7 protein-coding genes and 1 pseudogene are annotated in these 14,094 nt (G+C 38.3%); all 8 read right to left on the bottom strand.

Features of this window, described 5'->3' with window-relative positions; translation table 11 throughout:
• Nucleotides 1-394: pseudogene (locus ACR2F7_RS01235) on the bottom strand (diacylglyceryl transferase); the annotation flags it as partial.
• Between the two features lie 166 nt (nucleotides 395-560).
• Nucleotides 561-3,599, bottom strand: a complete 3,039-nt coding sequence (locus ACR2F7_RS01230) for a SusC/RagA family TonB-linked outer membrane protein (protein WP_432711794.1) — start codon at nucleotides 3,597-3,599, stop codon at nucleotides 561-563.
• A gap of 31 nt (nucleotides 3,600-3,630) precedes the next feature.
• On the bottom strand, nucleotides 3,631-5,316 hold the full coding sequence (locus ACR2F7_RS01225; protein ID WP_432711793.1) for a RagB/SusD family nutrient uptake outer membrane protein: 1,686 nt from the start codon (nucleotides 5,314-5,316) through the stop codon (nucleotides 3,631-3,633).
• A gap of 16 nt (nucleotides 5,317-5,332) precedes the next feature.
• Nucleotides 5,333-8,434: a SusC/RagA family TonB-linked outer membrane protein gene (locus tag ACR2F7_RS01220; protein ID WP_432711792.1), complete on the bottom strand. Its 3,102-nt coding sequence runs from the start codon at nucleotides 8,432-8,434 to the stop codon at nucleotides 5,333-5,335.
• A gap of 58 nt (nucleotides 8,435-8,492) precedes the next feature.
• The gene (locus ACR2F7_RS01215; RefSeq protein WP_432711791.1) at nucleotides 8,493-9,491 is read right to left on the bottom strand and encodes a DUF4961 domain-containing protein; all 999 of its coding nucleotides are present in this window, start codon (nucleotides 9,489-9,491) and stop codon (nucleotides 8,493-8,495) included.
• Nucleotides 9,492-9,497: 6 nt separating this feature from the next.
• Complete coding sequence (locus ACR2F7_RS01210) at nucleotides 9,498-9,935, bottom strand: DUF5004 domain-containing protein (protein WP_432711790.1); 438 nt, start codon at nucleotides 9,933-9,935, stop codon at nucleotides 9,498-9,500.
• A 12-nt stretch (nucleotides 9,936-9,947) separates the two neighbouring features.
• A complete protein-coding gene (locus ACR2F7_RS01205) occupies nucleotides 9,948-11,678 on the bottom strand; it encodes a RagB/SusD family nutrient uptake outer membrane protein (protein ID WP_432711789.1) in 1,731 nt (576 codons plus the stop codon).
• 480 nt (nucleotides 11,679-12,158) lie between these two features.
• Nucleotides 12,159-14,094 (bottom strand): GH92 family glycosyl hydrolase (locus tag ACR2F7_RS01200; RefSeq protein WP_432711788.1); only part of this gene is annotated, 1,936 nt, incomplete at its 5' end.

The raw sequence follows: 14,094 nt of genomic DNA, 5'->3' as shown, positions 1-14,094 counted from the left end.
TGGTTCGAATGGGGCTGGCCAGTTTAGCTTGTTTTTTTTCCCAATAAACTAAAAATGCAAAAAGAATAGACAGGAGGATGGCAGCTATCCAACTGCCCTGCATAGAAAAAATAAAGCTCAAGGGGGAATTTAAGAACATTTCATGATATAAAAATGCACCCAAAACTTTAAAACCCAATAAAAAACCTAAAAAACCATATTCCAAAAAATCGGCATAAGTAGCACCATTTCCTACTACCACCACCTGCTGAAAAGGTTTTATTAGTCCCTCTGCCTCCCTGCGTTTAAATTCACTTGAAAAAGTAATATAAGATAAGGTAAAGGCAAGCACTACAAAAAAACCGAAAGTTGGAATTGGTAATGCTATATCTACATCGAAAAAATAAGCTAACAAAGAGGAAACCGTAGGAAACATATATTTTGGAAGGTAAGGATTATTTCTTTACTACTATTTTCTAATTAACATAAAAAAGGCCACCTGATCAATAGGTGGCCTTTTTTATGTTAATTCAGTAAACCAATTGTTTAGTAAAACATTTTGCGCTTAACAGCCCATTGTTTTAAAATCCAATTTGGAGGCCCAAATTTACAACTCTTTGGTTTTGATAGGTATCACCAGCAGTGTTTGAAGACACCTCTGGATCTTGCTGATACATGGAGTAATTCGTCCAGGTAAACAGGTTATAACCGCTCATATAAACTCTTGCATTGTTTACTTTAAATGGGAGCCATCTATCTGGTAATTGGTATCCCATCTCCACTGTTTTTAACCTAAGATAAGTAGCATCAATTAACCAAAAATCAGACATATATGCCAACGGACTATTTACAGTAGTTGCATTTGTTGATAAGCGCGGGAATTTAGCAGTTGCCGCAGTTTCTGGGGTCCAACGTAGTTGGTGCACTGGCTGGAACTGACTTTGGAACGGTTCGATTCCATTACCTTTCAAACTAAAGCTATATCCAGTGGTTCCTTGAAACAGCACACTAAAACTAAGTCCTTTAAAACTTCCTCCTAAGGTTAAGCCAAAGCTTGTATTTGGGACATTCGGTTTCCCTATAGCGGTTTTGTCATATTGATCAATTACCCCATCGGAATTCAAATCTTTATACCGCAAATCTCCAGGAACAATGTCCAGTCCTGTAATTGGTTTGGCACTTGTTTCGATATTTTCGGCAGTATAAAAGCCATCGAACAAATATCCAAACGGCTGATCAATTTGATGACCAGTTTCTGTAAGCCAGGGATAGGCTGGTGAAGGCTCATTTTTATATAATACTTTATTTTTGAAGTAGGTTAAAACTCCTTTTATATTATAATTAAATGCCCCAATAGAATTGTTATAACCAAGTTCTAACTCTACACCTTGATTTCTTACACGCGCTATATTTGTAGGGGAAGTACCTATCCCTAAATTAAAAGGCAAAGATTGCGATGTGTACAACTGGTCATAACGAATAGTGTTGAAATAATCTGCAACCACCGACAATTTATTTTTGAATAGTGCGATATCAAGACCTACATCAAAAGTTTTACTCTTCTCCCAGGTAACGTTACTATTGCCTAAATTGCCCTCATAGATTGAACCAACCTCTTTATTCACTTCACCAAACGAATAGTTGCTACCCACGTTATATACTTGTTGATAAAGATACCTATCGCCAGTTACTTTATCTGATCCAACAATACCGTAGGAACCTCTCAATTTAAAGAGATCTACAAATTGTAAGCGCTCTTTGAAGAAAGTTTCTTTTGCTAAGTTATACCCAACGGAAACAGCAGGAAATATGCCGTATCGTTCATCTGCCTGAAAGCGATCGGAACCATTGTAAGCTACAGTGGCATCTAAAAGAAATTTCTCTTTATAATCATAACCTGTCCTTAAGGTAAAGCCTTCAAAGTTTTGAGGTATCCAATTGATTTTTTTATCACCCCTCGTTTTATACGATTCTCTGTTATATAGAAATAGTGCATTTACGCTATGATCGCCAAAGGATCGGGTATAATTAAAGTTAGCTTGTGCATTGACCCTATCGTCGTATAAGCCCTGATTAGCAAACAACGTATAGTTCCCTAAAACATAGGTTGGGCCATTGAGTACATATGTATCTGTATCTGGGTAATATCTATATGAAGGTGGATTCCCTCTCGCTTGCTCACGAACACTTGATTCGATACTTGCATAAGCTACACGACCGGAAAAAGATAAACCTTTAGTAATACCATTTAGTTCTTGCGTACCACCAAAAAGAATATTCAAGTCGTTACGTCTTTCAAGGCGGTATCCAGCAGTTGCCAAACGTGCATTTAGGGTTGGCTGGAGATCTTTGGTATCACTGGCGTAAGCGTATGATCCGTTGGGATTTAGAAAAGGAGCCGAATAAGGATGAATTCTTGAAAAACTGAATATCTCTCCGACAATATTCCCTGCCCTAGGTGTATTTATTTTACTGAAGTTCGCCCTTAAGTCTAACCTAAGTTTTAAGCTTTTGGTAGCCTGCACATCAAGGTTTGAGCGCAAATTAAACCTCCTGTAATAGTAATTATTATCGACCTGATTGCCTTCGTTCTCAAAGTTATTCAGGTTACCATCCTGTGTAAGTGCACCTCCGGAAATAAAGTATTTAATGGCCTCTCCACCCCCTGAAATATCAACATTGCTATTGTACTGCAAACTTGACTTTGCAAATATCTCATCATACCAATTTATATTCGGATGTCCATAAGGATCATCACCAGACTTAAAGTGAGCCAGGGCATCCGGGTTAAATTCTGGGCTCAAACCATCATTTGCTAAAGCTTCATTGACCAGAAGCGCTGTCTGATAAGAATCCAAAAACTTTAACCTCGTTACGGGACTCTGCATTCCAGATTCAAACCTTGCATTAACCTTTGGTGCACCTGATGTACCCCTTCTGGTTTTTACCACCAAAACCCCATTAGCACCTTTGATACCATAGACAGCAGTAGTTGACGCATCCTTTAAGATAGAAATACTCTCTATTTCATTTACGTTGATTTGAGAGAGTTGTCCATACGTATATTCAATATCATCAACAATAATTAAGGGCTGATTTCCTTCTGGGTTTAACGAACTTACTCCCCTGATGAAAAAATCAGAAGCATCACGACCAGGTTGTCCGGAACGCTGTACCGATACAAAACCAGGTAACCTTCCCGTTAGCGCATTTTGGACACTAGAGGTCGGAATGTTTCTGATTTCTGAACCCTTGATTGAACTAATTGCACCAGTATTGGTAATACGTTTAGTTGTACCGAAACCAACTACCATCACCTCGTTTAAGTCCTGACTGCTCGACTGCAAAAATATTTCGATGTTATCGCCACCTTTTGTTTGCTTTTCTTGTGAAATATACCCTAAACTACTGAACACCAGCACACCTTTACCTTTGAGTGCGATTGAAAATTTACCACTTGAATTAGTCATGGTTACATTTTTCAGGCCTTTCTCTGTCACGGTAGCCATAGGAACAGGCCCGCCGGCATCCTTAACAATACCTGTAACGACAGTTTGGGCTACGGCAATAGCCGGAATTATTGAAAAAATCAATAAAATAATATATAAGCCTTTTTTCATTTCTTTAGATTGAATTATTGTAAATTCTAGGCTACCAGCCTGGATTTTGGACCATTTTCCTATTTTTAGCTACCTCGTTATAAGGGATAGGAGCTAAATACATCTTGTTCTCGAAATGCATTTGTAATGCGGGAACTTCCTGATACAAAGTGCCTGTACCAGTTTGATAGATGACCATTCCGTGAAGTTGCTGGTTAAATAAAGTTTCGGCAAGTTTCCATCGTCTCACGTCATAAAAACGGTGCTCCTCAAAAGCAAGCTCCTTACGGCGTTCGTTTTGAATAACCTCACGCATTTGTATTTTTGATAATCCCGATGGCAGTTGATAAGGATTTAAGCCAGCTCTTCTCCGTATGTTCTCTACATTTTCATAAACCTGAACGTCAGGAGCAGAGAGAATTTCGTTCCTGGCTTCAGCAAAATTCAACAAGACTTCAGCATATCTAAAGAGAATATAATCATGGTTTATATTATCATATTTCAAAGAGTTTTCGAAATTCCCCAAAAACTTACGCGCATAATATCCTGTTTTGGTTTGCTGTTTAGTACCTCCAGGTTTATCTGACCCGCCTTCAAAGGTCTGTACCTGCCTGCCAAGCCATTGTGAACCATTATGAAAAATGGTTGCATAAAATCTAGGATCTCTATTTGCATAGGGGTTATTTTGCTGATAGCCTGAACCAGGAGCTGTAATGGACAAGCCATTAGCCATTCCAAATGCATTAACCAATTCCTGAGTTGGACTTGTGCGTCCATTATTAGTAGAAACACTATAACCAACCGGGCCATTGTTAGATTCAACAGTACTGTTATTACCTCCTTGTTTACTGAAAATTCTTTCTTTGTTAGGTTGAGTGATAAATATGCTTTTGAAATCAGTTAACAAGTCAAATTGATTCAAATCAATTAAGTCCAGGGCAGCTTGCTCCGCTTTTTGCCACCTTTCAGCAGAAAAATTAGTATAACCCGTCAGAGGATTTTGAGGCTCAATATTAAACCCATTGTAAAGAGGGCTCGCGGCATACAGTAACACCCTTGATTTCAAGGCCAGAACAGCACCCTTAGTTGGCCTTTCAATAAAATTTAAATCAAAGGGATTTGTGCGAAGTTTATCTTTTATCGAATCACACTCATTCACAATATAATTCACCGACTCTTCAAATGAATTTCTTGGCAACTCCACATCATCGCCTAATTGATAGACCCTATCGCCTAATAAAGGAACGCCACCATAGCGTTTGATAAGTTCAAAATAAAATAAAGCTCTCAAAAAACGGGCTTCAGATTTCCACACGGCATTAAAGGACGTTCCGTTAGCTAATTTACCTTTCAAAGGTACATGGTCAATATTATTGACGAAAATATTGCATTGACGGATGCCAGAATAACAATTTGTCCACTGGTTATCTGGGTAGCCATCTGAAGTGTAGGTACCCATAGCCAATTTCATTACTGAAGTATTGGTAGTATTCGAAGACATGGCATCATCCGTGGCAGCATCCAAATAATCATCTCCTACCCTATTTAATGTTCGTGGTAAGCGAGTATATATGTCTGTCAGGAATCTCTCGGAATTTACACCGGCAGAGTCTGCTCTGTCAAAAACCTGGTCTAAGGTCTGCAATTCTATCGGTTCAGTCTCCAAGTCACTTTTACAGGAGAAGAGTAAACCCATTGCTGTTAACACTACAATCGATTTAAAATATATCTTTTTCATATCGGTTTTTTAATGATTATAATTTGATATTCACACCCAGATTGAAGATTTGTTGCATTGGATAGGAAGTCTCTCCATGAATTTCCGGATCTAATCTATCATATGGTGTTGTGGTAAAAAGATTTTGAGCATTGGCAAAAATCCTAAACCCAGCTACTTTTATTCGATTTGTAAAACTATAGGGTAATGTATAACCAACATCTATATTCTTAATCCTTAAATATTCTCCAGAGCGCGTCCAATAGCTAGAGTTATTAAGATATGGAGTATTGTTGGCATTGAAACCTAAAGTAAGTCGCGGATAAGTAGCGGTTTCAGCTGTTTCAGGTGTCCATCTACCTAAAAGATACTCATAACCCTGGCGGTCACCACCGCTTCCAAAGGCATAATCTGTCTGTTGGTAGGTTCTATTTTTAACTCCCTGAAGCAACACGCTAAAATCAAATCCCTTGATGCTAAATCCTAATGTAGCGCCATAAAAAATCATTGGTTTAGTATTGCCCATTGGGACTTGATCAGACAGATTAATAGTGCCATCATTATTAAGATCAACAAGTTTTACATCTCCAGGATAAACTTTCGTGCCTGCAATGCTTGTGGCTTTATCAGCCTCTTCTTGCGTCTGTATCAAGCCATCAGCAACATAACCAAAGACTTGTCCAACCGGCATTCCCGTTCTGTTGTTCCAGGCATGTGCTTGTTGAATTTCATTCATATACAAGACTTCCGTTTTCATTCTGGAAGCATTGGCTGTAATGAAATAGCTGAAATTTTTGATTTTGTTTTGATAGGTAACGCTTAGCTCCTGCCCAGCATATAAGTTCCTTCCTATATTTTCGTTTGGATAAGACATTCCAATCAATTCAATCGTGGAACCTCTCTGTTGCAACAGATCAAAATACTCATCACGGTATACATCAGCAATAATTTTAATATGCGAATTGAATAAAGCCATATCCAATCCTATATTCAATTTATCAGCCTTTTCCCAAGTGGCATTCACGTTGGCTAATCCTTTTTCTACAATTCCGCTCCTGAATGAATACTGACTTCCTAAGTTATAACCATTAGTCCCGTCTTGTCCATAGGAAGCTCTCCAACTATAATAGCCTAATGAATTTTCATTAGTATTACCCGTTCTACCATAAGTACCGCGCAATTTGAATTCGTTAATCCATTTTAAATTATCTTTGATAAAGCTTTCACTGGCAATATCCCAACCAAGACCAGCGGCATAAAACAATCCAAATCTATTGCCTTCCTGAAAACGGCTAAACCCAGAATAGTTTACTGCACCCTCAATAAAATACCTGTTTTTAAAACTGTAATCTGCTGTAGCAGCGATATTGGTATATTTAGAGGGTAAATCAAATTGATAATTTGCAATTTGCTGGTCTACAAACAACTTCCCACCTATTTTATGGTCGTTATTAATTTGAGTATCATATCCAAGCGTTGCTTGAGCATAAAACATATTTGCTGTGGATGTAGCCCCGAATGAATTTGGCTGATCTGAGATAGACCCATATCTTGTGTAAGAAAGATTCTCCTGATTATTTAATACGGCATCGTAAACAGGCTGTACCTTACTTCTGTTTATCAAACTAGATGAAGCTGCTGATACGTTTACTTTTCCTTTCAAGTATAAACCTGGTACCCAATTGTCGAATTTATACTTCAAATCCAGGTTCGCCATTAAGTCGCGGTTATTGTCCAACAGGTATCCTGAACCTGTTACCTGTTGAAATAAGTTGGTACTATAAACAGAGGAACCTCCATAACTACCATCTGGATTAAAAGCGGGATATGCATTGTTAGGCGTATAATAAAGGTTGTTTAAGATGTTTCCTGTTCCAGCACCAGGTTGGCGTCCATCTTGTACTCCACCAAAAAGTTGTAAACCGAGGGAGAAACTTTTTGTAACATCCACATCTATGGAACTGTTAATTAAATAACGATTCAGTTCGAGATTTGTATTGGTTACATCAGTTGATTTAAACATACCTTGTTGGTTCATGTAGCTTAAAGCGATAGCATATCGTGCGTTCTTTCCACCACCATTAACACCCAGGTTATATTTAGTAATTGGGGAATCATCCCTTAATACCTGATCATACCAATTTACATTTGGATAAATAGTTGGTGAACTGCCATCACGAAAGCTGTTAAAATCTGTCTCACTAAATGCCGGTGCTCTACCCGAATTCTGCAAGGCTTCATTATAGAGATAAGCATATTGGTAGGCACTTAAAGGCTTAGGTGTTTTCAAAGCATTCTGGGTACCCGTTTGAGCAGTGAAAGATATTCTTGGTGGACCTGCAATACCCTTCCTTGTGGTAATTTGCAATACACCCCTGGAACTTTTTTGCCCTAAAAGCAAGGTAGAAAGCGCATCCTTGAGCACCGATATTGACTCAATATTCTCTGGGTCCAAAGAATAAATATCACGTTGCACACCATCTATAATGGTTACGGGTTGTTGGCCCCTTAAATTATAAAACATTTCTGAGTTATCACTTAGATTTGAATTGTACCTCACTGATTCATTAGGCAGCGAGCCAGCCAAATCGATATAGGTGATTGGAATGGTTTTGGCCGACCGGAAACCATTATACTCCTGGGTATAAAACCCAGGCAATCTCCCTGTTAATGCATTAAGGTAGAGCGAAGTGGGAGTTGTTTTAATTTGGTTATTATTTACTGAAGCTACAGCGCCAAGAACCTGCTTGTTCGCTTTAGTATCATATAATATATTGGTAGATTCACCAGCATATAAATAATCTACCGTCAGCTTTATCAGGCTTGTTTTAGATACTTTAACAGTTTTGGGATAATAACCCTTTTGGTAGATGGTTATTCTCTCATCTGATTTCGTTGGATGGACAATTACAGTACCATCCTCACTGGTAGTACCTAACAATTTGTTAGAGGATGAATATAAGAATGCTCCACTGATGGGCTTACCGTATTCATCAACAATAGTTAAATTTTGGGCATTTCCAATTTCTTTGGACGCTGCAGGCGAGGCTGAACCTACTTGTTGTGCTTTCACCGAAGTGATGCCCAGAACCAGCAATAGCAATCCTACAATGCCCTTTTTTATATAGCAATTTAGCATAATAAACACTAATTTAATTTCGTGAGTTAAGATTTAAAACTTGGTTACGACTAAATGCCTACTGACATTTAAAAGTAAACTTAAAAGGATCTGCGGTATTACCATAACCAACTTTCACTGTTCCTGATGAATTGGTATAGTAATATTCGATACGCGAGATGGTTGCACCTGAAGGGACATTAAAAAATCCTCTGGCCCATAAATCAATACGGTATCGCTTTCCTCCTAGTGCTGTCAACTTAGTACGGGTAGTTTGTTCGCAAGTTTCTGCAATAACGGCATCGGTTTGATCAAACGCTTTAGCACATAGATATAAATCATCTGTGTTACTGAGTGCTGTATTTGTTACCCCGGCATCAAATGTTAAAGTTACAATGTCATTATCAATACTTCTGACAGGTTCAATTTTGCTTAACTGAGGATTAATAAAGTCGATTAAGTCCCCTTCGCCATTTTTAACCTCAAATTGGTTAGAGAAAGCTATTTTGTTATAATCCGTATTACTTGGATTTAGGTTTTCCCTAGAAGACCCCATATAGAATCCTAGTTTAGTAACCATATTTTCTGGGCCGAGCTTACAGTTAACTTTTACATCAAATTTAATATCTTCATTGTTTTTGAAAGTGTAAACTGCGTTACTTCTGTAGATGATCCATTCAAAGTCATCAAATAAGTTGGGTCCTATACCTAACTTGTTTTTGGCTGCTATTGGCCAGGTCTGACCTGATAGCGGTTCGATTTCAGCATCAGGAATTAAGACCATGGTTTCATTTCCTTTAGGACTTGTAAAAGCTACAACAGTATTTTGCCTGGCATTCCAACTTTTAGGAACCATAATACCGATGAGTAATTTAGTTGCATAAGTGGGATTAGCTTGAGTATTATCAATTCTTGACATCGTTGAACCCTTTAATGTAAAGGTAACTACCTTACCTGCATCACCAGAAGCTGGCATTTCTATCGTAAAGGGATCAAGTCCGCACTGTGTAAGAAAAATAACCACAGCCACTCCAAGTACAAGATAGAGGTATCGTATATTTTTAATTAGTTTTTTCATCTTTGGCTAGTTTTCTCTTACAAAATTATATTGATAGGTGTTGCCTGCACATCCTGGACTCAGCGTTAAACTCAGCTGTCTTTTTCCTTCGATAACAGGAAACTGAAGTTTAATACTTTGAGCTGTTTTACCTTGTGGGCTTAAAATCAGGCCTGAGGGATATTGTGGATCGTTCAACTTATAGCTTCCCGGTTCGCTTACCACAAAAGCCATTTTATCTTGCATGGTATAATTACCGTTAGCATCAAATAATATCTTGAACTTACTCAGGTCAATTCTTTGTGAAAGGTCTTCGCCATTTCTAGTGAGCGTAACAATCCGCCAGGTACCGGCGATGTCTTTCAATGGCTCTTCGGTTATTGTAGCAGCCATCTCGTCTTTACAAGAAAGCAACACCATAGCACCTAGTAGCAGATAGAAAAATTTAAATAATTTTCTTTTCATAGTAATATTTGGTTAGTATCCTGGGTTTTGCAAAAGTAAATTTGATTTCGCCACTTCAGTTTGTGGAATAGGCCACAAATACATGCGTGGATTGAAGTTGTGTTTTCTAACTTCAATTGTATTATAAATAGTACCCGTTGCTGTTTTTACTGGCTCAGTTCCGTGCATTAATCGATTATCGGTCTGTTCGGCTATTTTCCATCTGCGCACATCGAAAAATCTATGACCTTCGAAAGCAAGTTCTTTTTGACGTTCTCTTACAATTATTTCCCGCATCTGGACTTGAGTTAGCCCTGTTGATAGCTTATAAGGTGACAATCCAGCTCTCTCTCTGATACTTTCCACAGCAGCATATACCTGTTGGTCGGGAGCCCCCAGGTACTCGTTTCTTGCTTCGGCAAAATTGAGTAATATTTCTGCATACCTGATGATGGGGAAACAGCGGGGGGTGGAAACGTTGAACCAGTTGCCAACAACATCTCTATTCAACATTTTAAATGTATAATAACCTGTAGGTGTTCCCTTATAGATTGCATCCTGCCCAGAAGTCACATTGTTGGGACTGGTTTTATCAATGTATATATTTACGGGAATTCTAGCTAATTCTGGCGTGTGATACACCAATGATTGATCACGGGTAAAGGTATTGGAAAAACGGGGATCTCTATTGGCATAGGGCTGCTGTGGATTATATCCAGATGCTGGATCATTTATTTCCAATCCATTTCGCATTCCAAACACATTTACTAATTCGAGGTAAGGATATGCTCCGGGATCAGTAACCCCATGCGTAGGTGGATTCCATACCGACTCCAATTCTCTATTCGGCCCTTGCATTTTCGCTAATATCAGTTCAGAACTTTTGCGAAGTTGGAACACCCAGTAAAATCCATAACCAGGCTCAGTGGTATTGTTCACATAGAGAGAATAGTTCCCGCTATTCATGATTTCAAGTGCTGCATCCTCTGCCTTTTTCCATCTTTCTTTATCATAACTTGGATAGGCCACAGTAGACTTTAAGGGTTCTGCCTGGGCAATGCCACCACCATTAAACAGAGGGCTTGCTGCATACAACAATACTCTAGCTTTTAAAGCCATACAAGCTGCCTTATTTATCCTGCCGTAATCCTCACCAGTTTGAATCCAGGGAAGGTCTTTTGCAGCCACCTGGGTTTCCTGTACAATATAATCTACACATTCCTGAAAGGTATTTCTTGTGGAGGGTATGACATCGGTGGCATTATATACCGAATCGCCCATAAGCGTAATTCCACCATAATGCTCCAACAGGATAAAATAGTAATAGGCTCTTAAGAAACGAGCTTCCGCTATAACCCTTGTTTTAGTAACATTGCCCATTTTGGTTTTTGACAAGTTTTTCAATATGAGGTTTACGCGTCTGATATTGGCAAAAGAACTTTTGTAGACATCACTTGTAATGATGCTGGGATTTACAGTTCCCGTTGCAAATTGAATATAGGTATTGACAGCACCTGACGATGCTCCCTCAGCCTCATCGCTGCTGGCATCTAAGCCGCCTCCACCAAATCTTTTTGGCGCAGTGCTAATGCCTATATCAGAATAAATACTGGATAAAAAATTTATCGTATAGGTACTATCTGCGAACACGACTTGTTCATTGAGGTCAGTAGACTGCGTTTGGTCTAAAAAGCTTTCTTTCTGACAGGAATGCAGAAAGGCACTAATAACGATGCCAATTAACAATAACTTATTTTTTTTCATTTGATCAATAATTGTTGGCTATAAAAGGCCATGTGATAAGAACAAAAAGCTACAACACTTCTATTCCCTTCTCTGTGAGTTGCCCGATTATACTTCGGGACCCTATTAACCTTCTAACTGCTCCTCCTTTATAAATATAGATGACTAAAACGTTTTAGCGACAATATAATAGAGCTTGTTAGAAGTTACATGGTAGAGACGGATGTAGTGTAAGTTTGACTAAAATGATTTATTTAATTTATTTTAACACCAGTGCATTATATTAGGTGTAATCAATGATTTTAAGGCATAGAGCAACACCTCAGGAGCGAGTAATTTTTTTTTCATAACAGATATATATTTAGTTAGAAGCTAAAATAAAACAACTAAATCAATTTAGCAAATTAATAGGGTTTTTTTTTGAAGTTATTAAACATAAGCTAAACGAAATAGGATAGTAGGTATATGCTGCTATCCTATTTCATTTAGTTTACAAATAAATTATTTCTCCAGGCCCCAGTTTTTATTTGGTTCTGCTCCCATTTCAAGTTTTAAAATTCCACCTTTCATTATGGTCTTGTAGTCTATCCAACATTTATTGTATGGCTTTCCATTTAATGTAGCACGCTGTATATAAATATTTTGATCAGAATTATTCTTTGCTTCAATAGCGAATTTTGTACTTTTATCTGCATTTAAAACAACCTTATTAAATACAGGGCTTGTTATTTCATACCTACTATCTCCTGGAGCAATGGGATGGATTCCACTTGCGGCCAAAACATACCAGGCAGACATCTGACCTACATCTTCATTCCCGACTAACCCTTCAACTGAATTCAAATAAGCCCTTTTACATATTTCTCTGGTCCATTTTTGAGTCAGCCAAGGATAACCCAGCCTATTGAATAAAAATGGAACATGATGAACAGGTTCATTTGCGTGATTATAGTAGTCGTTCCACATCAAATTTTGCGGAGCTTTTTCAAAGAAATCAACTAAATCGTCACGAACTTTATCGTTACCACCCATTAATTCAACCATACCCTTAACGTCTTGCGGCACAAACCAGCCTTGTTGATAAGGATTGCTTTCCATAGAACCATACCACTGTTTCAAACGCCCCTCTGCTGGCCAAGGCTCCCAGTTGCCGTTGGCATCCCTTGGTCTGAACCAACCTTTCTCGGCATCAAATATATTTCTGTATGCTTGACCTTTTTTAGAATATTTTTCTGCATCGGCAGTTTTGCCCATCCCTTTAGCCATCTGAGCAACGCACCAATCGAAATAAGCATATTCTAAAGTGTTCGATATTCCAAAAGATGTTGTGGTATACCCTTTATCACCGTTCCCGAATTTTTCGACACTATTGACGGATAAACGATAAGCTTTTTCTACATCAAAACTTCTTATATTTTTAACGTAAGCATCGGCAATGACGGAAACGGCAGGATTACCGATCATGCAACCACTATAGGAATTCAGAAGCTCCCATCTTTCTAAATAGTCTTTATCCTTTTCATCAGCAAGCGTTACCAATGAGTTAATCATATCGCTTACAACAGTTGGATTAATAATGGTTTGCAAAGGCATCTGACTACGAAAAACGTCCCATCCACTAAATATGGTACGCTTAGTGAAATTTTTAGATTGATGAGCTTTATCATCACCACCTATATAATTCCCATCTACATCTTCAAATATTCTTGGATCAATCTGGGTGTGGTACAATGAAGTATAGAAAACTCTCTTTTGATCTTCAGTACCGCCCTCGATACTAATTTTCGCTAAAGAATTAGCCCATAACTCTTTAGCCTTCATTTGTACTTTATCGAATGCCCAATCTTTTATTTCAGTTTCGAGGTTTTGTCTGGCACCATCCATACTTATAAATGAAATGCCGGCTTTCATTAAGACCTCTTCATTTTCAGAAGTGTTAAACTCTGTGAAAAACCCTAAATGTTTTCCCTGTTTTTCCTTTAGACCTTTTATAACAACTGCATTAGCTATTAGTTCCTGGTATTCCTTACTGCCTACCTCTTCTCTTTTTCTGGTAGCACCGGCAGGAATTGCAGCAGACCATATACCATAGGTTTTTAATGGTTTACTAAATTCTGCATAAAAATAAACGGTATAATTTGCATTGCCTTCTCCATTTCCCCAACCACCACCTTCTGGTGTACACTTCATCCATCCTCTGATAGCATGATCATTAATTACCTGAATATACTGCTCTGTAGAGGTGCCACCCACCCTTCTTGCAAGGTCTATTTGGATTCTGGACGTGGGATTTGATGGAAATGTAAAACGAAGCATGCCGCTATGGGGAGCAGCTGTTGCTTCAGCCTTAATTTTATGATCAGTAAGAAATACAGCATAAGCACCTGCAGATGCCTTTTCTGATTTTTTATCATATCTGGATCGATATCCGTTGTCT

Origin of the sequence: Pedobacter sp. (assembly GCF_045628745.1) — a bacterium.
GTDB lineage: Bacteria > Bacteroidota > Bacteroidia > Sphingobacteriales > Sphingobacteriaceae > Pedobacter.
The sequence above is the reverse complement of the archived record's forward strand: the minus strand, read 5'-3'. Positions and strand labels throughout refer to the sequence as shown.

Excerpts from the sequence above, each read along its gene's own strand:
- ACR2F7_RS01230 (WP_432711794.1), bottom strand. The coding sequence starts at position 3,599 with ATGAAAAAAGGCTTATATATTATTTTATTGATTTTTTCAATAATTCCG.
- ACR2F7_RS01205 (WP_432711789.1), bottom strand. The coding sequence starts at position 11,678 with ATGAAAAAAAATAAGTTATTGTTAATTGGCATCGTTATTAGTGCCTTT.
- ACR2F7_RS01210 (WP_432711790.1), bottom strand. The coding sequence starts at position 9,935 with ATGAAAAGAAAATTATTTAAATTTTTCTATCTGCTACTAGGTGCTATG.
- ACR2F7_RS01215 (WP_432711791.1), bottom strand. The coding sequence starts at position 9,491 with ATGAAAAAACTAATTAAAAATATACGATACCTCTATCTTGTACTTGGA.
- ACR2F7_RS01220 (WP_432711792.1), bottom strand. The coding sequence starts at position 8,434 with ATGCTAAATTGCTATATAAAAAAGGGCATTGTAGGATTGCTATTGCTG.
- ACR2F7_RS01225 (WP_432711793.1), bottom strand. The coding sequence starts at position 5,316 with ATGAAAAAGATATATTTTAAATCGATTGTAGTGTTAACAGCAATGGGT.